At 60.8% G+C, this 26,683-nt stretch carries 28 protein-coding genes and 1 tRNA gene; 15 read left to right on the top strand and 14 right to left on the bottom strand.

Annotated elements, in window-relative coordinates:
- Positions 1 to 16: 16 nt before the first annotated feature.
- On the bottom strand, positions 17 to 946 hold the full coding sequence (locus L4923_RS06165; RefSeq protein WP_239362820.1) for a peptidylprolyl isomerase: 930 nt from the start codon (positions 944 to 946) through the stop codon (positions 17 to 19).
- A 241-nt stretch (positions 947 to 1,187) separates the two neighbouring features.
- On the opposite strand from L4923_RS06165, the gene secA reads away from it, so the two are divergent.
- Entirely contained in the window at positions 1,188 to 3,914 is a 2,727-nt protein-coding gene (secA, locus tag L4923_RS06160; RefSeq protein WP_239362819.1) for a preprotein translocase subunit SecA, read from the top strand.
- Between the two features lie 39 nt (positions 3,915 to 3,953).
- Here the strand turns inward: secA and L4923_RS06155 are convergent, their stop codons facing one another.
- On the bottom strand, positions 3,954 to 4,325 hold the full coding sequence (locus tag L4923_RS06155) for a hypothetical protein (RefSeq protein ID WP_239362817.1): 372 nt from the start codon (positions 4,323 to 4,325) through the stop codon (positions 3,954 to 3,956).
- Between the two features lie 208 nt (positions 4,326 to 4,533).
- Between L4923_RS06155 and L4923_RS06150 the strand changes: the two genes are divergently transcribed.
- Positions 4,534 to 5,829 (top strand): hypothetical protein, encoded by a 1,296-nt coding sequence (locus tag L4923_RS06150; RefSeq protein WP_239362816.1) that lies wholly within the window; start codon positions 4,534 to 4,536, stop codon positions 5,827 to 5,829.
- 23 nt (positions 5,830 to 5,852) lie between these two features.
- Here L4923_RS06150 and L4923_RS06145 read toward each other — a convergent pair whose 3' ends face one another.
- The 3 genes from L4923_RS06145 to L4923_RS06135 form a co-directional block, all read right to left on the bottom strand.
- Entirely contained in the window at positions 5,853 to 6,368 is a 516-nt protein-coding gene (locus L4923_RS06145; RefSeq protein WP_239362815.1) for a hypothetical protein, read from the bottom strand.
- Between the two features lie 68 nt (positions 6,369 to 6,436).
- Positions 6,437 to 7,015, bottom strand: coding sequence for a hypothetical protein (locus L4923_RS06140; RefSeq protein ID WP_239362813.1), 579 nt, complete (start codon positions 7,013 to 7,015; stop codon positions 6,437 to 6,439).
- Complete coding sequence (locus tag L4923_RS06135) at positions 7,012 to 7,590, bottom strand: hypothetical protein (protein WP_239362811.1); 579 nt, start codon at positions 7,588 to 7,590, stop codon at positions 7,012 to 7,014. The genes L4923_RS06140 and L4923_RS06135 overlap by 4 nt, the downstream gene beginning before the upstream one ends.
- A 399-nt stretch (positions 7,591 to 7,989) precedes the next feature.
- Between L4923_RS06135 and L4923_RS06130 the strand changes: the two genes are divergently transcribed.
- Both L4923_RS06130 and L4923_RS06125 read left to right on the top strand, forming a co-directional pair.
- Entirely contained in the window at positions 7,990 to 9,390 is a 1,401-nt protein-coding gene (locus L4923_RS06130; RefSeq protein WP_239362809.1) for an oligosaccharide flippase family protein, read from the top strand.
- Complete coding sequence (locus L4923_RS06125) at positions 9,390 to 10,673, top strand: GNAT family N-acetyltransferase (protein WP_239362808.1); 1,284 nt, start codon at positions 9,390 to 9,392, stop codon at positions 10,671 to 10,673. Before L4923_RS06130 ends, L4923_RS06125 begins: the two co-directional genes overlap by 1 nt.
- 273 nt (positions 10,674 to 10,946) lie before the next feature.
- Here the strand turns inward: L4923_RS06125 and L4923_RS06120 are convergent.
- Positions 10,947 to 11,031, bottom strand: a tRNA-Leu gene (locus tag L4923_RS06120).
- A gap of 194 nt (positions 11,032 to 11,225) precedes the next feature.
- On the opposite strand from L4923_RS06120, the gene L4923_RS06115 reads away from it, so the two are divergent.
- Both L4923_RS06115 and L4923_RS06110 read left to right on the top strand, forming a co-directional pair.
- The gene (locus L4923_RS06115) at positions 11,226 to 11,813 is read left to right on the top strand and encodes a YqaA family protein (protein ID WP_239362807.1); all 588 of its coding nucleotides are present in this window, start codon (positions 11,226 to 11,228) and stop codon (positions 11,811 to 11,813) included.
- A 32-nt stretch (positions 11,814 to 11,845) separates the two neighbouring features.
- Positions 11,846 to 12,361 carry a disulfide bond formation protein B gene (locus tag L4923_RS06110; RefSeq protein WP_239362806.1) on the top strand — a complete coding sequence of 172 codons (516 nt, stop codon included), beginning with the start codon at positions 11,846 to 11,848 and terminating at the stop codon, positions 12,359 to 12,361.
- Between the two features lie 14 nt (positions 12,362 to 12,375).
- On the opposite strand, the gene L4923_RS06105 is transcribed toward L4923_RS06110, so the two are convergent.
- Both L4923_RS06105 and L4923_RS06100 read right to left on the bottom strand, forming a co-directional pair.
- Positions 12,376 to 12,933, bottom strand: coding sequence for an HNH endonuclease (locus L4923_RS06105; RefSeq protein ID WP_129412956.1), 558 nt, complete (start codon positions 12,931 to 12,933; stop codon positions 12,376 to 12,378).
- A gap of 128 nt (positions 12,934 to 13,061) precedes the next feature.
- On the bottom strand, positions 13,062 to 13,703 hold the full coding sequence (locus L4923_RS06100; RefSeq protein ID WP_239362805.1) for a DNA-3-methyladenine glycosylase family protein: 642 nt from the start codon (positions 13,701 to 13,703) through the stop codon (positions 13,062 to 13,064).
- A 71-nt stretch (positions 13,704 to 13,774) separates the two neighbouring features.
- Between L4923_RS06100 and gluQRS the strand changes: the two genes are divergently transcribed.
- Positions 13,775 to 14,650, top strand: a complete 876-nt coding sequence (gene gluQRS / locus L4923_RS06095) for a tRNA glutamyl-Q(34) synthetase GluQRS (protein WP_239362804.1) — start codon at positions 13,775 to 13,777, stop codon at positions 14,648 to 14,650.
- A gap of 120 nt (positions 14,651 to 14,770) precedes the next feature.
- Positions 14,771 to 15,658, top strand: a complete 888-nt coding sequence (locus L4923_RS06090) for a DMT family transporter (protein ID WP_239362803.1) — start codon at positions 14,771 to 14,773, stop codon at positions 15,656 to 15,658.
- Here L4923_RS06090 and L4923_RS06085 read toward each other — a convergent pair.
- Entirely contained in the window at positions 15,628 to 16,479 is an 852-nt protein-coding gene (locus L4923_RS06085; RefSeq protein ID WP_239362801.1) for a YihY/virulence factor BrkB family protein, read from the bottom strand. The two genes, L4923_RS06090 and L4923_RS06085, sit on opposite strands and share 31 nt — an antisense overlap.
- Positions 16,480 to 16,535: 56 nt before the next feature.
- On the opposite strand from L4923_RS06085, the gene L4923_RS06080 reads away from it, so the two are divergent.
- The 7 genes from L4923_RS06080 (at position 16,536) to L4923_RS06050 (ending at position 21,962) form a co-directional block, all read left to right on the top strand.
- Positions 16,536 to 17,402: an SDR family oxidoreductase gene (locus L4923_RS06080; protein WP_239362799.1), complete on the top strand. Its 867-nt coding sequence runs from the start codon at positions 16,536 to 16,538 to the stop codon at positions 17,400 to 17,402.
- A 16-nt stretch (positions 17,403 to 17,418) separates the two neighbouring features.
- Positions 17,419 to 17,610: a twin transmembrane helix small protein gene (locus L4923_RS06075; protein WP_239362797.1), complete on the top strand. Its 192-nt coding sequence runs from the start codon at positions 17,419 to 17,421 to the stop codon at positions 17,608 to 17,610.
- 24 nt (positions 17,611 to 17,634) lie between these two features.
- On the top strand, positions 17,635 to 18,216 hold the full coding sequence (locus L4923_RS06070; protein WP_239362795.1) for a cob(I)yrinic acid a,c-diamide adenosyltransferase: 582 nt from the start codon (positions 17,635 to 17,637) through the stop codon (positions 18,214 to 18,216).
- A 36-nt stretch (positions 18,217 to 18,252) separates the two neighbouring features.
- Entirely contained in the window at positions 18,253 to 19,032 is a 780-nt protein-coding gene (locus L4923_RS06065; protein ID WP_239362793.1) for a rhomboid family intramembrane serine protease, read from the top strand.
- Positions 19,033 to 19,267: 235 nt separating this feature from the next.
- Positions 19,268 to 20,017 carry an electron transfer flavoprotein subunit beta/FixA family protein gene (locus L4923_RS06060; RefSeq protein WP_239362791.1) on the top strand — a complete coding sequence of 250 codons (750 nt, stop codon included), beginning with the start codon at positions 19,268 to 19,270 and terminating at the stop codon, positions 20,015 to 20,017.
- Between the two features lie 24 nt (positions 20,018 to 20,041).
- Positions 20,042 to 20,971: an electron transfer flavoprotein subunit alpha/FixB family protein gene (locus L4923_RS06055; RefSeq protein WP_239362789.1), complete on the top strand. Its 930-nt coding sequence runs from the start codon at positions 20,042 to 20,044 to the stop codon at positions 20,969 to 20,971.
- Between the two features lie 109 nt (positions 20,972 to 21,080).
- Positions 21,081 to 21,962 carry a 3-hydroxybutyryl-CoA dehydrogenase gene (locus L4923_RS06050; RefSeq protein WP_239362786.1) on the top strand — a complete coding sequence of 294 codons (882 nt, stop codon included), beginning with the start codon at positions 21,081 to 21,083 and terminating at the stop codon, positions 21,960 to 21,962.
- A gap of 91 nt (positions 21,963 to 22,053) precedes the next feature.
- Here the strand turns inward: L4923_RS06050 and L4923_RS06045 are convergent, their stop codons facing one another.
- From L4923_RS06045 to L4923_RS06025, 5 genes are all read right to left on the bottom strand, one after another.
- Complete coding sequence (locus L4923_RS06045; RefSeq protein ID WP_239362784.1) at positions 22,054 to 24,309, bottom strand: diguanylate cyclase domain-containing protein; 2,256 nt, start codon at positions 24,307 to 24,309, stop codon at positions 22,054 to 22,056.
- A gap of 154 nt (positions 24,310 to 24,463) precedes the next feature.
- Entirely contained in the window at positions 24,464 to 25,102 is a 639-nt protein-coding gene (locus L4923_RS06040) for an NrsF family protein (RefSeq protein WP_239362782.1), read from the bottom strand.
- Position 25,103: 1 nt separating this feature from the next.
- Positions 25,104 to 25,640, bottom strand: a complete 537-nt coding sequence (locus tag L4923_RS06035) for a sigma-70 family RNA polymerase sigma factor (RefSeq protein WP_239362780.1) — start codon at positions 25,638 to 25,640, stop codon at positions 25,104 to 25,106.
- A gap of 112 nt (positions 25,641 to 25,752) precedes the next feature.
- Entirely contained in the window at positions 25,753 to 26,052 is a 300-nt protein-coding gene (locus L4923_RS06030) for a GNAT family N-acetyltransferase (protein ID WP_239362776.1), read from the bottom strand.
- A gap of 1 nt (position 26,053) precedes the next feature.
- The gene (locus L4923_RS06025) at positions 26,054 to 26,677 is read right to left on the bottom strand and encodes an alpha/beta hydrolase (RefSeq protein WP_239362773.1); all 624 of its coding nucleotides are present in this window, start codon (positions 26,675 to 26,677) and stop codon (positions 26,054 to 26,056) included.
- Positions 26,678 to 26,683 lie beyond the last annotated feature (6 nt).

Genomic DNA, 26,683 nt, shown 5'->3' with positions numbered 1-26,683 from the left:
CTCTGAGCGAAGCAGCTTACTTGGCGGCGCCGCCCTCGGCCGCCTCGACGGCCTTGCGCAACGTCTCGTCCGGAATCTCGACCTTGGCGGCCTTGCGTGCTTCCTTGACGGCAGCGAAGTATTTGTCGCGGACAACCGCCGACTTAGCCTGTTCCTTGACCTGATCGAAGGCAGGCGGTTGCTGCTGGCGCTTGTCCTCTACCTTGATGATATGCCAGCCGAATTGCGTCTGCACCGGATCCTTGGTGTATTTTCCGACTTCCAGCGCCATCGCCGCCTTTTCGAACTCAGGCACCATCTGCCCAGGTCCGAAGAAGCCGAGGTCGCCACCGTTGGTCTTGCCGCTGGGATCGCTGGTGTTTTCGTTGGCGAGCTTCTGGAAATCTTCGCCGGCATCCAGTTTCTTGACGATGGCGTCCGCCTCTTCCTTCGTTTTCACGAGAATGTGACGGGCATGCACCTCGTTCACCGGCGGCTGCGCGGCGATTTCCTTGTCGTAGCGGGCACGGATTTCTTCCTCGGTGATCTTGCCGACGACTTCCTTCTCGACCAGTTCGCCATGCAGCGCGCGCTGCTGCAGGAAAGCGGAACGGCGCTGGAACTCGGGATCCTTGTCGAGCCCATCAGCGACCGCCTTCGCTGCGAGGACCTTGATTTCGATTGCAGCCGACAAGGCCGCAGCCCGGCGCTGCTCCGGTGGGAGCTGTGCGAACTGGCGTGACAGCTCGCCTTCTGCAAGTGTCAGATCGGCTTCGGTAATCGGCTTTCCGTCCACAGTCGCGATAACCGCATTCGGGTCGACCGGAGCGGGGGCCGGGGCTGCAGCAGCGTCCGCAGGCTTGGCCGGCTGGGTTTCCTGGGCGGCGAGCGGCGAAAGCGACAGAGCCGACAGGCCGACAGCCAGTCCGAGGCTGGCGAGCGACGCGCGGCGAGACAGTAAAGACATACGAAAGAGCTCCGATGTGGATGAGTGGGTCTTTTGATCAGCCGGAATGTGGCAGAATTAGGCGTTCCGCGGCTCGGTAACGCAGCGTTGACATCGATTGTGCCCCCTCTTATCTGTCCAACGACTTTGCGTCCAGAACCGTTTTCCGGGCGCTTTTTGGTGTTTCTCTGTTCAGGTGGGTTTATGGGATGCCTGCCGCATTCCCTCCCGCGCCCAGGATTGCAAGCGAAAGGACCATTGAATGGTCAGTCTCGGCGGTCTCGCCCGTAAGATTTTCGGCTCTTCCAACGACCGTCGCGTCAAAGCGACCCGCCCACGCGTCGAAGCGATCAATGCTCTCGAAAACGAGATGCGGGCGCTTTCCGATGCCGAACTCGCCGGTCGAACTGAAAAATTCCGTCAGGAACTCGCCAATGGCGCAACGCTCGACGATATTCTGGTACCGGCCTTCGCCACGGCTCGCGAGGCGGCACGACGGGTTCTCGGCATGCGGCCCTTCGATGTGCAGCTGGTCGGCGGCATGGTCTTGCACAACGGCGGCATCGCCGAGATGCGCACGGGTGAAGGCAAGACGCTGGTCGCCACGCTGCCCGTTTATCTCAACGCATTGTCGGGCAAGGGCGTTCACGTCGTCACCGTCAACGATTATCTCGCCACGCGCGACGCCGAATGGATGGGACGCATCTATCGCTTCCTTGGCCTGAGCACCGGCATCATCGTGCACGGCCTTTCCGACGAGGAACGCCGCGCGGCCTACGCCTGCGACGTCACCTACGCCACCAACAACGAGCTCGGCTTCGACTATCTGCGCGACAACATGAAGTATGAGCGCGAACAGATGGTCCAGCGCGGACACAATTACGCGATCGTCGACGAGGTCGACTCCATCCTGATCGACGAAGCGCGCACGCCGCTGATCATTTCCGGTCCGCTCGAGGACCGTTCCGATATGTACAACACCGTGGATACCTTCATCATCCAGCTGCAGCCCGCCGACTACGAGGTCGACGAAAAGCAGAAGACGGCGATTTTCACCGAAGAAGGTACCGAGAAGGTGGAGAACCTGCTGCGCGGCGCCGGCCTGCTGAAGGGCGAATCGCTCTACGACGTCGAAAACGTCGCCATGGTGCACCACGTCAACAACGCGCTGAAAGCGCACCGCCTGTTCACCCGCGACAAGGATTACATCGTACGAAACGGCGAAATCGTCATCATCGACGAATTCACCGGCCGCATGATGCCTGGCCGCCGCTACTCGGAAGGCCTCCACCAGGCGCTGGAAGCCAAGGAACACGTCCAGATTCAGCCGGAGAACCAGACGCTGGCCTCCGTCACCTTCCAGAACTACTTCCGCATGTACAAGAAGCTGGCCGGCATGACCGGTACGGCGCTGACCGAAGCGGAAGAATTCGGCAACATCTACGGCCTTGAGGTCACCGAGGTGCCGACCAACCTGCCGGTCAGCCGCATAGATGAGGACGACGAGGTCTATCGGACAGTCGAGGAAAAATACAAGGCGATCGTGCGCGAAATCCGCGAGGCTCATGCCAAGGGCCAGCCAGTGCTCGTCGGCACCACCTCCATCGAACGCTCCGAACATCTCGCAGAGCGTCTGCGCCAGGAAGGCTTCAAGAATTTCGAAGTGCTGAACGCGCGCCACCACGAACGGGAGGCGTCGATCGTCGCCCAGGCAGGCAAGCCTGGCGCCATCACCATCGCCACCAACATGGCTGGCCGCGGCACCGACATCCAGCTTGGCGGCAATGCCGAGATGCGCATCAGCGAGGAACTGGCCGGTCTTCCCGAAGGCCCGGAACGCGATGCGAAGGAAAAGGCCATCCGCGAGGACGTCGCCCAACTCAAGGAGAAGGCACTCGCGGCCGGTGGCCTTTATGTGCTCGCCACCGAACGCCATGAATCACGCCGCATCGACAATCAGCTCCGTGGCCGTTCCGGCCGTCAGGGCGACCCTGGCCGCTCGAAGTTCTTCCTGTCGCTGCAGGACGATCTGATGCGCATCTTCGGCTCCGAACGCATGGATGGCATGCTGCAGAAGCTGGGCCTCAAGGAGGATGAAGCCATCATCCATCCCTGGATCAACAAGGCGCTCGAAAAGGCTCAGAAGAAGGTCGAAGCACGCAACTTCGATATCCGCAAGAACCTTCTCAAATATGACGACGTCTCCAATGACCAGCGCAAGGTTGTATTTGAACAGCGTCTGGAACTGATGGATGGCGACGGCCTGTCGGAGACGATTGCCGAAATGCGCGGCGACGTCATCGATGAGATCGTCACCAAGGCTATTCCCGAAAACGCCTATGCCGAGCAATGGGATATCGCCGGCCTGAAGGCAGAGGTTCAACAGTATCTCAACCTCGACCTGCCGATCGAGGAATGGGCCAAGGAGGAAGGCATCGCCGAAGACGATATCCGCGAGCGCATCACCAAGGCCGCCGACGAGGCTGCCCAAGAACGGGCCGGCCGTTTCGGTCCGGATGTCACGGCCTATGTCGAACGGTCGGTTGTGCTGCAGACGCTTGACCATCTATGGCGCGAGCACATCGTTAACCTCGATCACCTTCGTTCAGTCGTCGGCTTCCGGGGCTATGCGCAACGCGACCCGCTGAACGAATACAAGAGCGAGGCCTTCGAGCTGTTCCAGGCCATGCTCGGCAATCTGCGCCAGGCTGTAACCGCCCAACTGATGCGCGTGGAGCTGGTGCGCGAGGCCGCCGATGCGCCAATGCCGGAAGCGCCGGAAATGTTCGGCCAGCATATCGATGCCAGCACCGGTCAGAATGATTTTGGTGAAGGTTCTGACGTCTCCGTCCTGGAGGATATTCGCGTCGTGCCTGCTGAACAGCGTGATCCCCAGAATCCGTCCAGCTGGGGCAAGGTCGGGCGCAATGAACCCTGCCCTTGCGGCTCAGGCAAGAAATACAAGCACTGCCACGGCGCTTTCGGCTGACCGAACCGGCTCACGGCTTCGTCACTTTCCGGAGCAGCGCTATTGCTGCTTCGGCGAAGCCAGTTGCAAGGTAAAGACCGTGCCCGCCATGCCGTCCGCCAGCTTCGGTGCGAAAGTGAGCGGCAGGCATTTCTGAATAGCATCGATCGCTGCCTGGACGAGTTGTTGGCGCTTGTCGGCATCGCCCTCCACGCGAATGCTGGTCGCCTTGGGCGGGCCGATCAGCGATCCGTCGCGTTTGAAACTGAATTGCAGCGTCACCGCCCCTTTCGCTGCATCGGAAGGCGGGCTCCAGCAATTCTGCAATGCAGTTCCCACCTCGTTCATCGTGTTCAACGGCGCGGCTGACAGCCCGTCTGCCGATTGGCCAAAAGCAACGGCCGCCACCAGGATGGCAAGTGCGGTTTTCATGACGTTTTCCTCCTGCCGGTCCTCTCCCGTCCGGCGATTTTCCAATGAAAAACTGCCGGCATGGTTCCCTTGGCCCAATCGGCTTTTCGGGAAGCGCGCCTACGACCTCGCCGCGGAACTGTCAGCAGCCGGCCGTATCGACGACTGCAAGGGCAGACATCGGCTGAAACTTTGCTAAAAGGCTGCGGGGGCGCGTCGCGAGGTGGATATGCTTGCCGACATTGTAAGGCCGGTCGGACTGACGCTGCGCCTGTTCTGCCGTTTCTGGCCACAACTCATCGCTTTGGTGCTTCTCGGGATCGTTGCCGGCGGCCTGTTCATGCGGCTTGCCACCCATGTGGCCATGGTCAACCACATGGCTGGCCTTGCTTTGTTGACCCTGGTGGCGCTCACGCAACTCGTGGTGACGGTGGCGATGTTCCAGATATTGCGCCCGGCATTGCCTGCCATACGTGCCGCCCAGGCCGCGGCAGCCGGCACGACGAACGGAGAGGGCGAAACCAGCGGCACCGCACGGCTGACCAATATGGTCACCATCGCCCTGTTGCCGTTTTTCGCCTACTACGCCGCCTGGGGCTTCCTCGGCGACACGGTACGTCAATATTCACGCGCAGCGTTGGATCTCGCTCCCTTCGGTGAATCCGGCAATGTCCTCGACGTGCTGGATTCACGCTGGCTGCTGTTTTCAGTCGCCATTTCCTGGCTGATCCGGCGCGTCGCCAAGGAAATGCAGAAACGCGGCGGCGCCTCCTCCGCATGGCAGATCATCGTCGTCATCTGCGAGACCAACTGGATCTTCATCGGTCTCTACGTCATCAGCCGTTGGAAGGATTCGGCAATGTCCTGGGTGATGAGCCGCAACATCGGTTCATTCTTTCAGGCCGCAGGAGACGGCATGGCAGCGCCGATCGGCAAGGCCATGGCTGCAGCGCCGATTGTCACGCCCGTGGAGATGATGCCGCTCGGCATCTCCACCACTCTGATCAACCTGTTCTTCTACATGCTCATGCCGGTCATCTGGCTGGTGATGACGGCACTGATCTATGGTTACAATGTTCGTGACGACCAGGAACTGATGCGGATCCACCAGCGTGTCGAGCGTTTCGGCGAGCGCTACAAGACGATCCCGAAATTCCTGCGCGACTTCGTCGAACATTTCATCAGTGGCTACCGCTCCCGCTATCTGCCGATCGCCAACGGCGTGCGGCTGACGCTGAGTTCAAGCGTGCTGCTGGTCGTCGTCCTTATCGTCGGCTACCGGCTGATCGACTGGGCGGCTGCCTGGGCATGGTTGGGCGCCACGCGATTGATCGGCCCGCACGATCTCGACACCTGGCAGGTGATCGCCCATGGCGTGACTTTCCTGTTCGGCAGCCCGTTCCAGGACAGTTCGACGGGAATCCTCGTCGAGCCGCTGCGGATTTGTTTTCTCGCCGCCATTTTGGAATGCGCTTTCGCATTGCCGAAACGCGCCTCGGCGCAAGCGGTCGGCAAGCCGGCATAAATCGGCGCACGGTAGACCGTGATCTAATCTTGCGGCCGCTGGAAGAGCAGGAATGAGGGGCGCTCGCTGCCTACGCTCACGGCCGGCCGGATGGTCGCGGTCGCGTCCTTCGGTACAAGAAAAGTCTCGCGTACCTTCAGCGTATCGCCACTCTTAGCGCCGGAAAACATCGCCGAAACGCAGGTCTTGGCATCATCCGCCTGTCGGAACGATACCGCCCCCGTCGGCAGCCAATGACGATCTGCAGCATCAATGAGCATGATCCTGCAACCAAGCCACAGCTTCTGCAGATCAGGTTCACCGACAGTGACCGTGAAGTCGACCAATATGGGGACCAGATCCGGCGGGATGTCAGAACGGCCAAGCGCCGCACGCAGGTCCGTCAACTGCCACTCGCTGCCGCCGAAACGAGCCTTGCTCTTCCAGGCGACGTCTTGAGCGAAAAAGTCCTGATTGCCCAATAGTGTCTTCACACTGTCGTAGGACATCACTGCGAGCGCGGCAGGGATCAGTACAATCAATGCCAGCAGGCTGCGCAACCACCAGCGTTGCTCCGTCACCGTGCGCTCGTTCCGGGTTCCCTGCGTAGCGATGCTCAAAACGGACCTCAGAATGTCTTGCCGAGTTCATAGGTCTCCACGGTGCCTTCCGGCATTCCGTCCGCCTGAAGCGCGACTGGACCGAGCGCGATGCGCGCTTCCGAATCGAGTGGAGCAAAAAGCTTGCCGGAGACGAGCAGCATCGCCTCGTCTGCCTGCGAAGGAAGAATCTCGAACACCATGCGCGTCTTGGCAGGGACGCCAGGATCCAGCGCCATCGGCAATCCGCCGGTGGCGAGAGACGCCCGCTCGCTCGCGCGGTAGCTGAGACCGTCCGGCCCTCGCCAGGTGGCCGCAGCGACCATGGCCGAATCCTTGGTTGCAGCCAGGTTGGCGGTGACGATCGCCCAGACACCGCCGGTGGTCAGCAGTTTCTGCTTGCCGAACTGATCGAATTTCAGCGTGCGCGCAAAAACAACCTTGTCGACACCGATGTCGAAGGTGCGTGTATGAACCGTATTTGAGATCGCGCCGTAGGCCGGGATCGGGCCGGTAAGGTCGGCGTAATGCGGCTTGGTCGTCTGCATGCCGTAACAGAGCAGAATGGCAATCAGGAAAACCGCCAGATTGGCAACCCTTCGCATCATGGCTTTGCATCCGGTGTGTCGGGGCCGACGCCGACTGTCATCGCCACCGTGCCGATGAGATGCTCATTATACCAGCCGGGCACGCCATAGAGATTGTCGCGCTGCTTGTGGATCTTCCCATTTACCGCAACCACGAAACGCTCAGGCGGCACTGCCCCGGTCGGCACCGCCCAGACATAGGCCATGCGTTCCGGCAAGCCCGGCTGCAGCGCAGGTGACATCGTCGCATCGCGAACCAGCACGACGAAGGGCTTGTCTTCCGTGCCGCCTGGCTGAAAGGTGGTAAAATAATTCTTGCTTGAAAGGGCCGTGCGATTGGTCATCTCGGCTTCAAACACAATCGCCTTCTCGCCGGCTTTAAGCGGCAAGCCATAGATACCCTTGTCGACGGTATAGGCTCGCAGCGGCTTGACCTTCCAGGGCCCCGTCTCGATCGGCTGGCCTGGTCCGAGGACGACGACTGGCTTTTCCAGCGTATCGAACGCACCGAGAGCGCCACCGACTGCAAGCGCGGCGAAAGTGCCAATGCCGCCCAATATCCAGGCTTTGAGCTTTGAGCCGACACCGCCGAACATGGAGCCTTCCGAATCTTGCGCGTGCCACCCGGGCGGCAAATTAGTGCGGAAACTTTGCGATTGGAACCCCGGCGACGCCACCGCTACCGACTTGCATCATGCTCCTGACCAAGCCTGCCATTCTCATCGCAAATTCGAAGGGCATGTCTGCCCGGCGAAAGGGGATCTTGCAGCGCCTCGGACCCGGCTCCCAAGCACGATACGCGCATGGCCATTTCATCAACCTTTCAGTTTCGCTTCCAACCAGGCGATCGTCTTCGGCCCGACCGGATGTTGTCCCAGCTTTCGCCCGGCCTGGTTGATCAGGACCTGCCCCGAACCGTTTTTTAAGCTGTCTCGCCTAGATAGTCTGCCGTGCTGAGGCCTGTTAGGGTTCGGCGCGAGGACTGGGAGTACCGCGTGCGCTTTTCCACAGCCACGACAGCTGAGCGGTTTCTGCCGCAGCGCCTGGCGCTGCGCGCACGGCCATTGTTCGACAAACTCGATGCAGTTCTCTTTTCATCCGATGAGCGTGGCGAAGCCGGGCGGATTTCGCTGCTCGCTTTCGTCATCCGCGTCATCAGCGCCGTCATTGCCTTCGTTAGCCAAGTGCTGATGGCGCGTTGGATGGGTTCTTTCGAATACGGCATCCTGGTGCTGGTCTGGACGACGATGGTCATCGTCGGAAACCTGTCCTGCCTCGGTTTCCATACTTCTGTGATCCGCTTCATTCCCGAATTCCGCGAACATGGCAAACTGCCTGAGCTGCGCGGCATCCTGCTGGCCAGCCGGATCTTCGTCCTGGTCGCCTCGACCATAATCGCACTGCTCGGAATCGCCGGGGTGTGGCTGTTTTCCGGCTGGATCGAAAACTACTATGTGATGCCCTTCATCCTCGGCATCTTCTGCCTGCCGATGATCGCGATGTCCGATCTGCTCCAGGGAGTCGCCCGCGCCAATTCCTGGACGCTGTCAGCCCTCTCACTCGTCTTTATCGTGCGTCCGCTCGCGATCCTTGCCTGCATGGCAATCGCACTGCTGATCGGCATGCCAGCGGACGCGAAGACTGCATTGGTTGCGTCGATCGTCGCCACCTATGCCACCACCATCTTCCAGCTGATCGAGGTTACCGCCCGCACCGACGGCCGCGTGCCCTCAGGCGCAACAACCATCCATCTGCGCGACTGGATCGCCGTTTCGTTGCCGATCTTCCTGGTGGAGAGTTTCTTCTTCCTGCTGACCAATGCCGACGTGCTGATGGTCGGCTTCTATCTCGCTCCTGACGACGTGGCCGTCTATTTCGCGACCGTGAAAACATTGGCGCTGGTGCATTTTGTTTATTTTGCAGTGAAGGCCGGCGTAGCGCAGCGCTATGCCCATTACACCCATGGCGAAAGGAGCAAGCTTGCAGCCTTCGCCCGCGAGACGGTGTCCTGGACGTTCTGGCCGTCCCTTTTGATGGCATTCGTTGTGCTTCTCCTCGGCAAGCCCATGCTGATGCTGTTTGGGCCGGAATTCTCCACCGGCTATCCGCTGCTGTTCCTGCTCGTCTGCGGTGTCGTCGCCCGTGCGGCGGTGGGACCCTGCGAGAGCCTGCTCACCATGAGCGGCCATCAGAACATCTGCGCCGCCGTTTTTGCCTTGACGCTGGCCATCAACGTTGCACTCAATGTGGTGCTGATCCCAAGCTTCCATCTCTGGGGAGCTGCGCTGGCCACCGCGCTTGCCATGGTGTTCGAGGCCGCAGCCTTGTCATTCACGGTCTGGCGCAAGCTTGGCATTGCCATGTTTATCTTCATTCCCGCGAAAGGAACCGCCTGATGGCCGCCGTTCCGCTGATCGAAGAGACAAGCGGCGGCCCCGCGGGGACGCTTATGACCGGTCTTGCCGGTGTTTCGCCCGATGCCGCCGAATTGGCGGAAATCGAGTTGCTGGCCTCCAACCGGCGTGAACGGACGCTTGCCGTCTATGCAGCTTCGGCGGGCTTCGACCTTGTTGAGGAACTCGATTATCTGTGCAATCGCACCGTTGAGCCCAATGTTTTCTTCAATCCGCGTTTCCTGGCGCCGGCAATGCCGCGCCTGGAAGACAAGGAGGTGCGCCTTGCCGTCATCCGGGATGGCAACGAGCATCGCAGCCGGCTTCGCCTGCTGGTGCCATTCTCGGTGGAGCGGCCTGGCATCCCTCTCGCGGCTGCCATCATGCGCACCTGGGCAAGCCCGTTCGGTCCAGTCGGCACTCCCCTCGTTGATCGCGACGACCCGATTGGCGTGATCGAAGATTTCTTCTCGATGCTGTCGCGTCCGCATCTGAAACTGCCCAAGGTCTTCGCCTTTCCGGACATGCGCCTCGATGGTTCGATGGCGAGCCTGCTCAGGGCGCTTGCAGAGGCCCGCAACCTGCCGCTGGTGATCACAGGCGAGACGCAGCGTCCGGTGCTCCAAAGCAAACTCGACGGCGAAACCTATCTCAAGCAATCCTTGCGTTCGCATCACTACCGCGAGTTCCGCCGCTTGAAGCGGCGTCTTGGCGAGACCGGTGAGTTGAGACACGAAGTGGCACGCGGGCCGGAAGAAATCCGCCGGGCCATCGAGAACTTCCTGACGCTGGAAGCCTCAGGTTGGAAAGGACGCGAACGCACCGCGATGGCTATCGACCGCTTCCGCGCCGCGTTCGCGCGTGAAGCCGTGCATCGTCTTGCCGAGCAGGACATGTGTCGCATTCATTCGTTGACGCTGGATGGCCGCACCATCGCCAGCCTCATTGTCTTCGTCGAGGCCGGCCATGCCTACACCTGGAAGACCGCCTATGATGAAACGCTGGCGACGTTCTCTCCAGGCACGCTCTTGATGATCGAAGTAACCAAGCAACATCTCGACGATCCAAATATCGTCATGACGGATTCCTGCGCCGTGCCCGATCATCCTGTGATGAGCCGTCTGTGGATGGAGCGGCGGCCGGTCGGCACCTTTGTCATCGGCCTGACTCCCGACGCCGACAAGGCGACCAGACAGGCCGCCTCGCAACTGCATCTCTACCGAGAGACCCGCAATTTCGCCCGCCTTCTGCGTAACAGGATAAGAAGTCTGTTCAATCGCAATTGATCGGCCGCCACTTCCGTCGATCGGGACACGTCGATCTGACTACACGGTGTGCACTTTAGACAAACCTACCCAGGCAAGCAGGCTCGTTTGGGCGCGCGCGACCCTGACCAAAATCTTGAATGCCTGGGATGTTGTCCAGCCCGGCGCGCGCGCGGGATGGGCACGCCGCTGCACTTCATCCGAACCAAAGGGTTCGCAAGGGCGACTGCCCGTCGGCCGGCCAGGCCGCCCATCGGAGCGGTGAGCGAAGCGAACTCGCGTGAGATAGAAAAATGGTGCCCCTAGCCGGGATCGAACCAGCACTCCTTGCGGAACTCGATTTTGAGTCGAGCGCGTCTACCAATTCCGCCATAGGGGCTCGGACCGGGCGGTCCGGATGCGCGCGGACTATACGGTCGCGCACCGGTTCGTCAACTGGGGCGTGGCATCCACGAACCGAAATCGCCAGAAACTCGCTTCTGGACCGGTGCGACCTTTCGTTTTCGTGAAGGGGTCGCCATTGTGTGGCCAAGAAATTCTTTCTAGAGCATGCACTCACGAAAAGGGGGCAGCATGCTTCGCGGACTTTACGACTGGACGCTGTCGCTGGCAGCGCGCAAATCGGCCGAGTGGTGGCTGGCCTTCATCGCTTTCGTGGAAAGCTCGGTCTTCCTCGTGCCCGCAGATGTGCTTTACCTGCCAATGGCGCTCTCTCGCCCGGAGCGGGCCTATCGTTATGCTATCGTAGCCACCGTTGCCTCGGTTCTCGGCGGCATCGCCGGCTGGTTTCTCGGCCATTACGCCTATGAGGCGATTGCCAAGCCGGTGCTGGAATTCTACGGCAAGTATGACGAATTCGAAGCGCTGCGCATGTCGTCCGGCATCGGCTTCATCATCTTGATGCTGATCACGTCGGGAGCGGCACATCTGCCTCCGATCAAGGTGGTGACGATCCTCTCCGGCGTCATCGGCGTTAATCTGCTGCTGTTCATCGTGCTCGCCATCGTCGCCCGCGGCGGCCGTTTCCTGCTGCTGGCCTGGCTGCTTCGCCGCTATGGCGAACCGATCCGCGAGTTCATCGAAAAACGGCTCGGCCTGCTGGCGGGCGCAGCTGCCGTTGTTCTCATTCTGCTTTATTTCGCGGCCAAATACGCGCTTTGAGCGACTGATCGCCGATCATAGGAGCAAACCCGATGTCCGACGCGACGACACCCGCACAGCGCGGCCCGATGCTCACCGCCGCGTTCCTTGCGGTGGCCATGGCTGTCACCGTCGGTTCGGCCCTCGCCTTCCAGTACATAGGCGGCTACATCCCTTGCAAGCTCTGCTACGAGCAACGCATCCCCTATTATGTCGGCGCACCGCTGATGCTGCTCGCTGCTCTGGCAGCGATGTTCAAACTGCCGGGCTGGCTCACCCGCGTGCTGCTCGTCGTCGGCGGGCTGCTGATGGTCTATGGCCTCTATCTCGGCGTTTTCCATTCCGGCGTCGAATGGGGCTGGTGGCCGGGCCCAACCGACTGCACCAATGTCGCCGGCCCGGTCGATACTGGCGGCAAAGGCGTACTGGATGCGCTGGACAAGTTCGTGCCGCCATCTTGCGACAAGGCAGCCCTGCGTATCCTCGGGCTGTCGCTGGCCGGCTGGAACGCCATTGCCAGCCTGATCCTGGCGGCAGTCGCCTTTCGCGGGGCCTTCAAGCGCACTTGAAATGGCGATGAGCCTTAAGGCTCGAGTTCCACATCCCAGTAGAGATAATCCATCCAGCTTTCGTGCAGATGGTTCGGGGGGAAGAGACGGCCGTTATTGTGCAGATCGTGCACGGTCGGCTGGTAAGGCTTCTGCAGCGGCCACATCTTAGCCTGGGAAGGCATCATGCCGCCTTTGCGCAGATTGCAGGGGGAGCAGGCGGCGACCACATTCTCCCACGTCGTCGCACCGCCGCGATGACGCGGGACGACGTGGTCGAAGGTGAGATCCTCCGGCGTCCCGCAATATTGGCACTGGAAGCGGTCCCGCAGGAACACGTTGAAGCGGGTGAAGGCCGGATAGCGCGACGGCTTCACATAGGCCTTCAAGCTGACAACGGAGGGCAGCTTCATCGAAAAGTTCGGCGAGGAAACCGCGTGCTCGTATTCGGCGACGATGTTGACGCGATCGAGGAACACCGCCTTGATCGCATCCTGCCAGGACCAGAGCGAAAGCGGGTAATAGCTGAGCGGACGATAGTCCGCATTCAGCACCAGTGCTGGAAGCCCATCCGGAGATACGGCAACCGTCACGTTGTTTGCCTCCTTGGTTCATCAACCGAACGGCGCGGATACTGTAAGCCCGACATGACAGGGATGTGAAGCGGGAAGCCCTGCCGAACACCCCTCAAAAGAGCATGATTTTTAAGCTTTTTTGCGGCTCAAACGGGCGGAGCGGCATCCCTGCCCTTCAATTCCCTGTAATAGGACCAGAAAAGTCGCGCCGCGACGCCTCTCCAAGGCGCCCATGATTCGGCCAGGAGAATGAGTTTTTTCTCGGCCGGGCGTGGGTCGATCGATAGCGCGTGGCCGACCGCACTCTGCAGTGCGACGTCCCGCGCTGGGAAAACATCCGGGTGCCCGGCGGCAAAGAGCAGATAACATTCCGCCGTCCAAGGGCCGATGCCCGGAACGGCGGTGAGTTCGGCGATCGCTTCGTCGGCGTCCATCGAACAGAGATGATGCAGGTCGAGCCCGTCTGCGACCGCGCCGGCGACGGCGAGCAGCCCACGCTGCTTGGGCCGCGACAATCCGGCCTCGCGGAAAACATCTTCGCCCGCGCCAAGGATGGCCTCGGGCGTCAATGGGTCCAGCAGCTTGATCAGCCGCCCGAAAATCGCATCAGCGCTGGCGCGGGAAACCTGTTGCGAGACGATGATCGAAGCAAGGCTGGCAAAGCCCGGCTCCGAAAGACGCAACGGCACGTCCCGGGCAAAGGCCCGCACCGTCTCCAGGCGCGGATCGATGTCGCACAAGGCATCGAGACCCGCGGCTATGTCATTGAGAGAGGTGATGCGCTGCATGTTGCTTGTCCGAGGAAGGCCGGCAAGGTAGCAATCCGGCTACACTTGCAAAACCCGATTGCCGCCGGTCGATGACATTCCTGACATTTCGTTTCGCTCCAAGCCCGAATGGCGAACTGCACCTCGGTCATGCCTATTCGGCGCTGCTGAACCAGCAATTGGCGAGTGAAGTCGACGCACATCTGTTGCTGCGCATCGAGGACATCGACACCACACGCTGCACGCCGGAATTCGAGGCGGGCATCTATCGCGACCTGGAATGGCTTGGCGTGGATTGGGAAGAGCCGGTGCGGCGCCAGTCGGAACATTTTTCCGCATACCAAACGGCGCTCGACAGGCTGATCGCCGAAAATCTCGTCTATCCAGCCTTCATGAGCCGTGGCGACATCCGTGCCTTCATCAGCGATCGCGAACGACGCGGGCGCGATTGGCCCCGTGATCCCGACGGCGTGCCGCTTTATCCCGCTGTCGACAAAACCCTCCCGCGCGAGGAGCGTGATATCCGCATCGCGCAGGGTGCTCCCTTCGCCTGGCGGCTCGACGTCGCCGCGGCCCTGGCGCGGATCGGCAGCGATCTTTTCTGGACAGAGTTCGAAGACACGACCCTTTCGGCCACACGTAGCATCGCCGCACGGCCGCAGGATTGGGGAGACGTCATTCTGGCGCGCCGGGACATCCCGACCAGTTACCATCTGTCGGTCGTTTTGGACGATGCTTTGCAGGGGGTAACCCACGTCGTACGCGGCATGGACCTTTTTCAGGCAACGGCTGTGCAAAGGCTGTTGCAGGAACTGCTCGGCCTGCCGCACCCGGCCTACTTCCACCACCGACTGATTTTTGGCCCGGACGGGCGCAAGCTCTCAAAGAGCCTGAAGGATACGGGCTTGACCGCATTACGCGCCGCCGGCGCAACACCCCAGGACATCCGCCGCATGGTTGGGCTATAGGAGCAGTTCGGGCAGCAGCTTCAATTCGCGTTACTTTAAAAGTAAGCGGTTTTGGCTTTGCCCAGCCCGGTGGCCGGGCTAGAGCGGCACATTCTCCATCAGAAAGCGGTCCGCCATTCCATGCACGAGTTCAAGCGGTTCATTCCCGCCACCTTCGTAGTGCTGTGGGCGACCGGTTTCATCGGCGCCCGCTATGCCATGCCATGGGCAGAGCCTTTCACCTTCCTGGCGATCCGATTTGCCATTGCCGCGGCGCTGTTCGCTGGGCTGATCGTGCTCCTTAAAGCGCGCTGGCCAAACCGCGCACAAGCCCAGCATGCGATCATCGCCGGCATTCTCATGCACGGCATCTATCTTGGCGCGGTGTTCTGGGCGATCCATCGCGGCCTGCCTGCCGGCATCTCGGCACTGATCGTCGGCCTGCAGCCGCTCATCACCGCCGTCATGGCGGGTAAGCTGCTCGGCGAGCAGATCCAACCCCGCCATTGGACCGGCCTGGCCATCGGCTTTGTCGGTGTCGTCACTGTCCTATGGCCAAAACTCGGTGCGCTTGGTGGCGGCATCACACCGGCTACACTTACCGCCTCGGTTATCTCTGTCATCGCGATGAGCGCAGGCACCGTCTGGCAGAAGCGTTTTGCCTCTTCCGGGGATCTCGTCGCCTCGACCTTCTGGCAATATATCGGCGGCACAGCGGTGATGGCGGCTGCGAGTTTCGCTTTCGAAACCCGTATCTTTACCTTGAATGGCGATTTCATCTTCGCCATGGCCTGGCTTGTTCTGGTCCTCTCGGTCGGCGCTATCTTCCTGTTGATGGTGATGATCCGCGATGGCGCGATGTCGAAAGTTGCCTCGCTGTTCTATCTGGTTCCTGCGGTCACCGCCGTGATGGCCTGGATCCTGTTTGGAGAACATCTGAACCTCGTCCAGATCGTCGGCATGGCCATCACCACTTTCGGCGTCGGTCTGGCCACGACTCAGCCGACGCGGGCACGCGCTTCCGCATAGCGGCTGATGGCAGCGTTGAGTTCTCCACCCAGAATGAAGATCACCGAGACGATGTAGAGGAAGACCACCGCGATCATGATCGAGGCAAGGCCGGCATAGGTCGTCACATAGGACGAGAAATGGTCGAGGTAAGAGGCGAAGATCGTCGACCCTACCACCCATCCGACCAGCGTGAAGCCGATGCCCGGCAGGATCGACACGATGCTGCGTCGCCCCATCGGCAGCCAGATATGCACGGCGAAAAGCGCGAACACGATGACCGTCGAAGCGATAACGAAGCGCCATAGCGTGATGGTGCCCATGTAGGGGCCTATCCAATGGAAATGCGCCTCCGCCAGACGTGCGATCAGCGGTGCGAAAACCAGCAAAAGACTGATCGCCAGGAAGCCCACTGCTGCAATCAGCACGAAGACGATGCTTTGGGCTCGCCGAAAGATGATCGAACGTGTCTCCGTCATGCGATAGGCCCGGTTCAAGGACGTGCGCACCGCCTCGATACCATTGGAGGCGAAGAAACCGGCAAGCAGCACGCCGTAAGTGAGAAGGTCCGTACGCCGAACCGTCAGCACATTGACGACCTCCCGTGCGATGGGCTTGGCGATCTGTTCCGGCCAGGTGTCGAACAGCAACGGCACGATCGTCTCGACGAAGGCTTGCGCACCAAGGAAACTTGCCAGCGATGTGGCAAAGATCAGAAATGGAAACAGCGCCATCAGCGACGTTATCGCCAGATGGCTGGCCATCGCCCAGCCGTCGTCATTGTTGAAATGGCCGACCGCATCGTAGAGCACGCGGCGGAAGGCGACGATGGTTCGTAGCAACGAAGCTGTCCCTCCGGTTGTTTCCAGGCGGCGAATATGGGAAGTCATTGCGGTAAATGGCAAGCCTCGCCGCCTCTTCCAGTATCTCATCCCAAGCGCCGCGCACGATAATCGTCACCGGTGCTTCGTCAGGTATTGGCGCCTATTGCGCACGAGCACTGAAGACGGATGGATGGCGGGTGTTCGCCACCGCCCGTAAGGTCGATGACATCGCAAAGCTCGAAGCTGACGGCATCGAGACCTTCTACCTTGATTATCGCGAACCGGAATCGATCGCCGCCCTGGTCGAAGCCGTGCTCGGACGCACAGGCGGCAAGCTTGACGCCCTCTACAACAACGGAGCTCACGCCCAGCCTGGTGCGGTCGAGGACTTGCCGGTGGTCGCATTGCGCGAACAATTCGAAGCCAATCTGTTTGGCTGGCACGATCTTACCCGCCGCATCGTACCTGTCATGCGTGCCCAGGGTCACGGCCGCATCGTTCATTGCTCGTCAATTCTCGGCCTCACCCCGGTGCCGTTCCGTGGTGCTTATGCCGCGTCCAAACATGCGCTGGAAGGTTTGATGCTGTGCCTGCGCCAGGAACTGGAAGGCAGCGGCGTGCAGGTTTCCTTGATCGAACCTGGGCCGATTGCTTCGAAGATCGCGAGCAACGGCCTGCCCTGGTTCCTGAAGCACATCGACCATGAGAATTCGGTGCATCGCGATGCCTACCAGGCCCAATTGCAACGGCTTCAGCAGGGTGGAAGCCAGTCTCCCTACAAGCTCGGACCGGAAGCGGTCTACAAAGTGCTGACCCATGCGCTTCTGTCGCAACGCCCTCGCCCGCACTATGTGGTAACGATGCCGGCCAGAATCGGGGTCGTGCTGAAACGTCTGTTGCCGGCATCCCTGCTCTACCGCATCCTCGCCAAGCGCGCCTGAACGAACGGAACACGCCATGGGAACTGTCTTCAACATTCTCGCCATCGTCGTGATGGTCGCTGTCGTGGCGGTGTTGATCCGCGGCCTCATCAACATGATGCGCGGCGGCTCGGGCGTCACCTCGAACAAGCTCATGCAGGCCCGCGTCCTGCTGCAGGCCCTGGCATTGGTGCTGATCATGATCGCGGTGTACCTGACCCGCAAATAGTCTCCAAATCTGCGGGAGGATCCCTTGGTCAAACTCAACAAGATCTACACCCGCACCGGCGATGCCGGCACCACCGGTCTAGGCACCGGTGCAAGGCGCCTGAAGTCCGACCTACGTATCGACGCCTGCGGCACGGTCGACGAGGCCAATGCCTGCATAGGCATGGCACGTCTGCACACCGCCGCCTCGCACCCTGCAATCGATAGGATGCTCGGCCTTATCCAGAACGATCTATTCGACCTCGGCGCCGATCTTTCAGTGCCGGACGACGGCAAGCCGCTGGAATATGAGCCCTTGCGCATCATCGCCTCGCAGGTCGAGCGCCTCGAGAAAGACATCGACCTGCTCAACGAGGACCTTCAGCCGTTGAAATCCTTCATCCTGAACGGAGGTTCGCCGGGGGCCGCAGCACTTCATCTGGCACGCACGGTAACGCGGCGTGCCGAACGTGTTATGGTGGCCCTGGCGCAGAACCCGGACGAGCAGGTTGGCGCCGAAGCACTGAAATACATCAACCGCCTGTCGGACTTCCTCTTCGTGGCCGCGCGCACGGTCAATGACAATGGAAAGTCCGACGTGCTATGGGTGCCGGGCAAGAACCGCTGATTTGGCGTCAGCGGATGAGGGGCGGAAGCCGGCCGCATGTTCATCCCGCTTTACGATTCCAACCATCTGCGCCGCATCCGCTACGCCTATGTCAACATCGGGCTGATTCTCTTCAATGTCGCCATCTATCTGATGACGCGCGTCGGCGGTGACGAATATGCCGCGGGTGCCGCGCTGAGCTATGGCTTCATCCCTTCCGTTGTTCACGACATGGCGGAACTGTCGCCGCAATTCATCGTGATCCCGGAACAGCTCAGCTACCTGACCTACTCTTTCCTGCATGCCGATATCTTCCATCTCGGCGGCAACATGCTGTTCCTGTGGGTGTTCGGCGACAATGTCGAGGATGCGCTCGGTCACATCCGCTACCTGATCTTCTATCTTGCCTGTGCCGCCGGCGGTGCCCTTTTCCACGGCTGGGTCGCTCCGGGCTCCGAACACCCCCTGATCGGTGCGTCGGGTGCCATCGCCGGCGTGGTGGCAGCCTATCTCATCCTCTATCCACGCGTGAAAGTGTGGGTATTGGCCTTCGCCCGCATTCCACTCAGGCTGCCGGCCTACATCGTCCTGATCCTTTGGGTGCTTCTGCAGTTCGTGATGTTCGCTATGGGAGGCGAGGAGCAGATATCCTGGGCTTGCCATATCGGCGGCATCGTGACGGGTGCGATCCTTGTTCTGGTGCTGCGCAGCCGCGGCGTCCCCTTGTTGGAGAACGAGGACGAAACAGCGCCGGCAACCAATCCCGCCGAAGCCGTACCGCCCCCGCTCCCTACCGTTGCGGAAACGAAGCCGGCATCACGCTGGGGCAGGCAATAGAAGGCTGCGCTCCGGCGCGATTTTCAACCGATTTGGGCCTTTTGCCGATATTGACGGGGATGGCGCCCGCAACTACGGTCCGCGCGCCTGCGGCAGCCCTGTCAGCCACCGTTTAGGCGGCCGAAGCTTGGCGGATGAATTTGAGAAATTGCGTCCGAAATGTCGGCATTCGACAACTCTGAGCGGGCCGGTACTGTTATAGCGCCCCGAATGCATCTTGAGAGGTGAGAGACAGATGAAAGTCCTGGTGCCCGTGAAGCGGGTCGTCGATGCGAATGTGAAGGTTCGTGTGAAAGCGGACGGCTCGGGCGTTGAACTCGCCAATGTGAAGATGGCGATGAACCCGTTCGACGAGATCGCGGTTGAGGAGGCGATCCGCCTGAAGGAAGCCGGCAAGGTCGAGGAGATCGTGGTGGTCTCGATCGGCCCGGCACAGGCGCAGGAAACGCTGCGCACCGCTCTCGCCATGGGCGCCGACCGCGCCATCCTGGTCAAGGCCGACGAAGCCGTCGAGCCGCTGGGCGTCGCGAAGGTGCTGAAGGGCGTCGTCGACGCGGAGCAGCCCGGCCTCGTTATTCTCGGCAAGCAGGCAATCGACGACGATTCCAACCAGACCGGCCAGATGCTGGCCGCGCTTCTCGGCTGGTCACAGGGCACTTTTGCCTCGAAGGTGGAACTGGCCGGCGACAAAGCCAAGATCACCCGTGAAGTCGACGGCGGGCTGCAGACCGTCGAATTGAAGATGCCGACCATTGTGACGGTCGACCTGCGCCTGAACCAGCCGCGTTATGCCTCGCTGCCCAACATCATGAAGGCCAAGAAGAAGCCGCTCGACGAAAAGACCGCGGCCGATTTCGGCGCCGACATCAAGCCGCGCCTCAAAGTCATCAAGACCGAGGAACCGGGCGGCCGCAAGGCTGGCGTCAAGGTCAAGACGGTTGCCGAGCTTGTCGACAAGCTCAAGAACGAAGCCGGCGTGCTTTAAGCGAAGCGGAAAGGGATCAAGAACATGGCAATCCTCCTTATCGCCGAACACGACAACGCCTCGCTTTCCGACCAGACCGCCAAGGCACTGTCGGCCGCTCTCAAGATCGGCTCCGACGTCGACGTCCTGGTCGCCGGCAAGGGCGCCAAGGCAGCCGCCGACGCTGCCGGCAAGCTGAAGGGCGTGCGCAAGGTGCTTCTGGCCGAGGCAGACGAACTGGCCGAGCGCCTCGCCGAGCCGACCGCCGCGCTCGTCGTCTCATTGGCCGGCAATTACGACACCATCGTCGCCGCGGCCACCTCCACCGGCAAGAACGTCTCGCCGCGCGTCGCCGCGCTGCTCGACGTCGCCCAGGTCTCGGAAATCATCGAGGTGGTCTCGGCCGACACCTTCAAGCGCCCGATCTATGCCGGCAACGCCATCCAGACGGTGCAGGCGAGCGACGGCAAGAAGGTGATCACCGTGCGGACCGCCTCCTTCCAGGCAGCCCCGGAAGGTGGTTCGGCTCCAGTCGAGACCGTCTCGGCTGCCGCAAACCCCGGCCTTTCGACCTTCGTCGAAAACAAGCTGTCGGAGAGCGATCGTCCGGAACTGACCTCGGCCAAGATCATCATCTCGGGCGGCCGCGCCCTCGGCTCGGCCGAGAAGTTCCAGGAAGTCATCCTGCCCGTGGCCGACAAGCTGGGTGCCGCGGTCGGCGCCAGCCGCGCGGCAGTCGATGCCGGCTACGCCCCCAACGATTGGCAGGTCGGCCAGACCGGCAAGGTGGTGGCGCCTGACCTCTATATTGCCTGCGGCATCTCCGGCGCCATCCAGCATCTCGCCGGCATGAAGGACTCCAAGGTCATCGTTGCCATCAACAAGGACGAGGAAGCGCCGATCTTCCAGGTCGCCGACTACGGCATCGTCGGCGACCTCTTCCAGGTACTGCCGGAACTCCAAAAGGCGCTTTGACGCCCTTTTCGGATCGGTATTAAAATATGTTGGCCGGGGTAGACGAAACCTACCCCGGCCATTTAGTTTGCATCGCACAAAACAAGAAGAAGCGTTGGCGGGATAGCGAATGACCGGCAAGATCGAAACAGTTGGCATCATCGGCGCGGGCCAGATGGGGGGCGGCATTGCCCATGTCTCGGCATTGGCCGGCTACAATGTCCTGCTTTACGATGTCTCAGTCGACCGGATCGAAAAGGGCATCGCCACGATCTCCGGCAACCTGGCTCGCCAGGTGGCGTCCGGCAAGCTGGACGAAACGGAACGCAAGAATGCCATGTCCCGCATCGGTTCCGCTGCGGCGATGGCGGATCTTGCTGCCGCGGACCTGGTTATCGAGGCCGCAACCGAAGACGAGACGATCAAGCGCAAGATCTACGCGCAACTATGCCCGCAATTAAATCCGACTGCGGTGCTCGCGACCAACACGTCCTCGATATCGATCACGCGACTTGCGGCGCAGACCGATCGCCCGGAACGCTTCATCGGCATCCATTTCATGAACCCCGTTCCGGTGATGAAGCTGGTCGAACTGGTGCGCGGCATCGCCACCGAAGACCAGACCTTCGAACTGGCTAAGGCCTATGTGAAGCAGCTCGACAAGACGATCACCGTCTCGGAGGATTTCCCGGCATTCATCGTCAATCGCATCCTGTTGCCGATGATCAACGAGGCGATCTACACGCTGTACGAAGGTGTCGGTTCTGTGGAAGCCATCGACACCGCCATGAAACTCGGCGCCAACCATCCGATGGGTCCGCTGCAGCTTGCCGACTTCATCGGGCTCGATACCTGTCTGTCGATCATGCAGGTGCTGCACGAAGGTCTATCGGATTCCAAATACCGCCCTTGCCCGTTGCTGGTGAAATATGTCGAAGCCGGCTGGCTTGGCCGCAAGTCCGGACGCGGCTTCTACGACTATCGCGGCGAGCATCCCGTACCGACACGTTGACCCGCTCCAAATTGGCGCCTCATCCTGTCCGATGATCGGTTCTGCTTTTCGGGCTTCTATCCCGGATGCGGTGCGGGCTTACTTTTGAACGTCAGGTTCCCGTTGCCACGCGCGTCATCGGTGTGGCGACGCCGGATGCAGAGCCGGGCAAGGCCATGAAGGCGCAGTTCCGGCCCGCCGCCTTGGCAGCATAACAGGCAGCGTCGGCTCTTGCGATGATTTCGTTGGCCTCTCCGGCGTCGGCCGCGATCGACGTGAGACCGATGCTGGAAGAAACGCGGTGGGTCTGCCCCTCCCAGATGAATTCCAGCGCACTGACCGCACCAAGGACCGCCAGAGCAGCCTTCTCGCCATCGGCAAGCGAAGGCGACATCAACACCACCGCGAATTCGTCGCCGCCAAACCTGGCCACGATATCCGTCGGCGCCAAGGCCGCCTTTATCGTCGAGGCCACTTGCCGCAACAACGCGTCGCCGGCCGCGTGCCCGCTGGTATCGTTGACCGGTTTGAAATGATCGAGGTCAATGAACATCAGCTGATAGCGGGAACCATCCTGCCTGGTCTTGGCAAGGAAATCCTCGACCGTTCGTATAAAGCTTGGCCGATTGGCAAGACCTGTCAACGCGTCATGCGTGGCGGCATGGGCGAGTTGCCGCTGCAATGTTCGCGCGTCGGTAAAGTCCTGGAAAACGATGACCGAGCCGCTGAATTCGTTTTGTTCGCTCAGGATCGGGGATACGACCTGACGAATGCTGAAGCGCGTGCCGTCGCCGCGCACGAGAACGGCGCGGCTGTTATGTTCAGCCCGGTCCAGCCTGCTGCCGGCAAGGTGCGGTTCGTCGAGCCGCCGCCCGGTTTCCTCGTCAACAACACGATAGACGAAGCCGAGCGGTTTGCCGAGCGAAGCGAGGCTGGTGACGCCGGTAAGTTTTTCCGCTACCGGATTCATGAAGGTGATGTTGTTGTCGGCGTCCGTGCCGATGACGGCATCGCCGATCGACTGCAGCATCACCCGCAACCGTTCCTTCTCGTCGGCGAGAAGAGCCGCGGAAACAATCAGTCGTTCCTCGGCTTCCTTACGCTCGGTGATATCCGTCATCGAGCCGATCGCGCGGGCCACACGCCCGTCGGGCTCGCGCTCTATCGCTTTGCCGTGATCCGACACCCAAATCCAGCGCCCGCTTTTATGGCGCATGCGGAACTCGAGTTTGTATTCCAGCGTACGTCCTTCCATATGATCGTGATCGGCGGCGGCCATGCGTGCGACATCGTCGGGATGCGCAAGCTCAAGCCAAAGGTCTGGGTCGTTGCCGAGTTCGTGATCCTCGTAGCCGAGCATCTTCTTCCACGTGGTGGAATAGTGAACCGTATTGCGGCGCATGTCGGCGTCCCAGACGCCTTGTCCAGCACTGGCGAGTGCGAAATTCCAGCGCGTCTCGGCATCGGCCAGGCGAGCATGGTCCTCTTTGATATGCTTGATGTAGAGGCCGACCAGGAAAGGCGTTGATACGATGATGGCAACGGAGACCTGGAACCCGTCGCTGAGCATCTCCACACCACCGTCGATGCCAGGCATGAACCCACCCATCGCTGCGGCGACGCAAACTGCCCCGGTGAACGCACAGACTAGTGCAAGTTCGAGATGAGCCAATCTCGGCGCGATGACCATCAAAGGGAGCATCGCGAGCGCAAATGGGTAACGGCTCTGGCTGAGCGCCACATAGGCCAGACCTGCGCAGATCGACGTCATCAACGCGAAGCGAAATAGCGACCGCGGCTTCAGGAGCGCTGAGATTTCGGACCGTGTTACGTACACCGAGAACGGCAGGAGCAATGCGTAACCCAGCGCATTACTGGACAAGAATGTCCAAGCCGTCGAAACAATCGGCCAGCCGTAAAGCGTATGGGCAGCTCCGGCAAAAGCGAGACCGGTTATAGCGTCGGCAACGACCGCGGTCAGAAAAAGGATAAGCGAAAACATGCGGGCCGGCGGCGCTGTTTTAACGGGCAGTCCACCGGCGAAACGAGCAACCAGCCAGAGTGATAGCGCCGCGTGGCCGACGTTGACGACGACAAACAGCGCTCCCATGGCTGGGGACGAGCCAAAGAGCAGATTGGAGACCAGTGTGGCGAGCGCAATGGCTGCGTAGTCTATCCAGCCGGCTGGGTATTGGCGCCTGGCCAATATCGCAAAGGCAAACGCGGATGCGAGCCAAACCGTGGCAACCCCGTCGCCAACTCTCGACAGCAGGATCGAAGCCGCTGCCGCAATCAGATAGCCCAAGCCCAGCGCAACCGCCGCCAGATATTTGCCCGGGCCACGTCCTTGTAGATGGTGAAACGTCACAACGTTATCTACCCAACCAGGCGCATCCCTTCTGCCATCATGAAGTAACCCATTTAAGGAATGATTGCATAGAGGGCATGCCCACTATTTAGGGCTGTGAACGCGAACTTGGCATATATCCGCATCTATAAGATTTTGCTGTTTTATTGGCGAATTACCAACGCACGAAAAAGCGGCCTGCCAACGCTCCCAGCCCAGCGAGGATAGCGATGCCCAGGCTGTACCAGGTCGCGACGAACAACGGTGAATCATCGACGCAATGCGCGGCATAAAAGGTGGCGGCCACCCCTCCAGCCAGCAGACCAGCGACCGCGCCTGCAAGCGTCGGCCTCGTCGGCGCGGCATGCTTGAGCGTGGCAACGAGGGCAGCAAGTGGGCAAAGGCCAACAAGCGGAATGAAAGTCAGGCAGACGAACATATTGTTGCCGACGAGCCGCCGCCCCCAGTCGCTCGACGGAATTGCCAGCAACTCCAGCATGACGGCCGCGAGCATGAGCAGCGGGCCAAGAAGAAGCCAGCGGCCGAATTTTCCGACAGCCGCCCCCGGCAGGGCCAGCATCCGCAGCGCCAGAAAAGCAGTGATCGCCACGGTGCTCGTGAACACGAATTTGAACAGGAAGCGGACCGTCTCCATCGCCTGCATGAAATCGGGGCGCATTCCGATCGTCATGAAAAGCAGGAAAGCGGCAGCGGCCAAAGCAAACAGCAGTGCCGCGAACCAAACCTTGCCGAGCGGCATCACTGTGCTTTTCGCATCGGCGCCAAGCGTCCTGATCAGCTCGTCCGTCTTCATCTCAGCCCCGTCCGAACCGCTTGGCGATGGCTGCCAGCCCGCGATGCAACGCGACCCGGACAGCCGTCTCGTTCATGTTGAGTTTCCTGGCCGTCTCTCCAATTGAATTGCCATCGACGGAAATCGACGAGACCACGACACGCTGGCCCGGCGGCAGGCTATCCAAGGCGCGGCCTATATCGCGCTCGCTGACGGTTTCCTGCTCGGGCTCCGCCAAGGTCTCGGCAAACTCCTCGATGGCAATTTCGATGCGCCGGCCGCGGCGGCGGAAGGCATCGATCATCTTGAAACGCGCAATCGCATAGATCCATGGCAAAATGGGCGCATCCTGCCGCCAGGTGTGCCGTTTGAGATGAATGGCCAGCAAGGTCTCCTGCACGACGTCCTCGGGATCGACACCGCCCTGCACGATCTTGCGCCGCGCGAAACTGCGAACGATCGCTGCGGTTCCGCGCAGGAACTCGGCATAGGCTTTTTCGTCACCTGCGGTTGCCGCCCTCATCAGTCGAGCGAGCTCGGCTTCATTCATGCCCGCCACAGGCACCGCTCCTAGATTGTTCGCACCGACACGGCGACTTGTTACGCGCTCGAGACCTCAAGTCCACGTCAAAATTTGTTCAACCGGACAATGGGAAACTTAATAGGAGTACTCAGCTGGCCAGGACGTCGGCCCACTCGGCATGACGCCGGAACTGCGCTGCGGCAAACGGGCACAACGGGATGATCTTTTTTTGCGATGCGCGGGCATCTTCGACTGCCCGTGTCACCAGCCTCAGACCAGCACCTTGGCCGCGAAAAACATCCGGGACTTCCGTATGATCGATGATGATCTTGTGCTCGCCGACTTTGGTGAAAGTCATCTCGGCCTCGGCGCCGCCGGGGCTACGCAACACGTAGCGGCCCTTGGAGCCGTGATCCTGCAGTTCGATCTCAGGCAACTGATCAGCCATGCTAGGCTCCCTTCACCAATTGGGCAGACAGAAATCGTCTCGCCGCTTCGATTTCGTTCGGCCGCACTTCATGGCCACCTTCGTGCCATTCCACTGTGACATCGGCGTCTGCGGCACGCAAATAGGCATCGAGCCGATTGGTCAGATTTGGCGGGCAGATGGGATCGCGCCGGCCCGCTGTGATCAGCATAGGACGGCCGGCGAGACTGCCTGCCAGCTGCGGCTCGAACGGTATCAGGGGATGCATCAGCACAGCGGCATCAAACAGTGCCGGGTCGGCAAAGACCACGGAAGCGAGAATGTTGGCGCCGTTGGAATAACCCAGCCCCAGTACCGCCGCAGGTTTTAATACCCTGACCTGCGCACGGATGAACTCCGTCATCTTTGTCGTGGCCCGCGCCAGATCATCCAGATCGTATACACCTTCACCCGTGCGACGAAAGAAACGCGCGGCACCGAACTCGGATACGTCACCGCGCGGCGAAACGATTGTCGCATCGGGTAAGAGCTCACGTCCGAGACCGAGGAACTGCTGCTCGTCTCCTCCGGTACCATGGAAAACGAACAGGGCCGGGCCACCTGGCACGCCTGACAGAATTTTATGAATGTAGGAATCGTTCGACATTTTCGC

This window comes from Terribium retamae, assembly GCF_022347545.1.
GTDB lineage: Bacteria > Pseudomonadota > Alphaproteobacteria > Rhizobiales > Rhizobiaceae > Mesorhizobium > Mesorhizobium retamae.
Note: the sequence above shows the minus strand (reverse complement) of the source record. Positions and strands in the feature narration are given on the sequence as shown.

Coding starts and splice junctions, on each gene's coding strand:
- L4923_RS06165 (WP_239362820.1), bottom strand. CDS start 946: ATGTCTTTACTGTCTCGCCGCGCGTCGCTCGCCAGCCTCGGACTGGCT.
- secA (WP_239362819.1), top strand. CDS start 1,188: ATGGTCAGTCTCGGCGGTCTCGCCCGTAAGATTTTCGGCTCTTCCAAC.
- L4923_RS06155 (WP_239362817.1), bottom strand. CDS start 4,325: ATGAAAACCGCACTTGCCATCCTGGTGGCGGCCGTTGCTTTTGGCCAA.
- L4923_RS06150 (WP_239362816.1), top strand. CDS start 4,534: ATGCTTGCCGACATTGTAAGGCCGGTCGGACTGACGCTGCGCCTGTTC.
- L4923_RS06140 (WP_239362813.1), bottom strand. CDS start 7,015: ATGATGCGAAGGGTTGCCAATCTGGCGGTTTTCCTGATTGCCATTCTG.
- L4923_RS06135 (WP_239362811.1), bottom strand. CDS start 7,590: ATGTTCGGCGGTGTCGGCTCAAAGCTCAAAGCCTGGATATTGGGCGGC.
- L4923_RS06125 (WP_239362808.1), top strand. CDS start 9,390: ATGGCCGCCGTTCCGCTGATCGAAGAGACAAGCGGCGGCCCCGCGGGG.
- L4923_RS06115 (WP_239362807.1), top strand. CDS start 11,226: ATGCTTCGCGGACTTTACGACTGGACGCTGTCGCTGGCAGCGCGCAAA.
- L4923_RS06110 (WP_239362806.1), top strand. CDS start 11,846: ATGTCCGACGCGACGACACCCGCACAGCGCGGCCCGATGCTCACCGCC.
- L4923_RS06100 (WP_239362805.1), bottom strand. CDS start 13,703: ATGCAGCGCATCACCTCTCTCAATGACATAGCCGCGGGTCTCGATGCC.
- gluQRS (WP_239362804.1), top strand. CDS start 13,775: ATGACATTCCTGACATTTCGTTTCGCTCCAAGCCCGAATGGCGAACTG.
- L4923_RS06090 (WP_239362803.1), top strand. CDS start 14,771: ATGCACGAGTTCAAGCGGTTCATTCCCGCCACCTTCGTAGTGCTGTGG.
- L4923_RS06080 (WP_239362799.1), top strand. CDS start 16,536: ATGGCAAGCCTCGCCGCCTCTTCCAGTATCTCATCCCAAGCGCCGCGC.
- L4923_RS06075 (WP_239362797.1), top strand. CDS start 17,419: ATGGGAACTGTCTTCAACATTCTCGCCATCGTCGTGATGGTCGCTGTC.
- L4923_RS06065 (WP_239362793.1), top strand. CDS start 18,253: ATGTTCATCCCGCTTTACGATTCCAACCATCTGCGCCGCATCCGCTAC.
- L4923_RS06060 (WP_239362791.1), top strand. CDS start 19,268: ATGAAAGTCCTGGTGCCCGTGAAGCGGGTCGTCGATGCGAATGTGAAG.
- L4923_RS06055 (WP_239362789.1), top strand. CDS start 20,042: ATGGCAATCCTCCTTATCGCCGAACACGACAACGCCTCGCTTTCCGAC.
- L4923_RS06050 (WP_239362786.1), top strand. CDS start 21,081: ATGACCGGCAAGATCGAAACAGTTGGCATCATCGGCGCGGGCCAGATG.
- L4923_RS06040 (WP_239362782.1), bottom strand. CDS start 25,102: ATGAAGACGGACGAGCTGATCAGGACGCTTGGCGCCGATGCGAAAAGC.
- L4923_RS06030 (WP_239362776.1), bottom strand. CDS start 26,052: ATGGCTGATCAGTTGCCTGAGATCGAACTGCAGGATCACGGCTCCAAG.
- L4923_RS06025 (WP_239362773.1), bottom strand. CDS start 26,677: ATGTCGAACGATTCCTACATTCATAAAATTCTGTCAGGCGTGCCAGGT.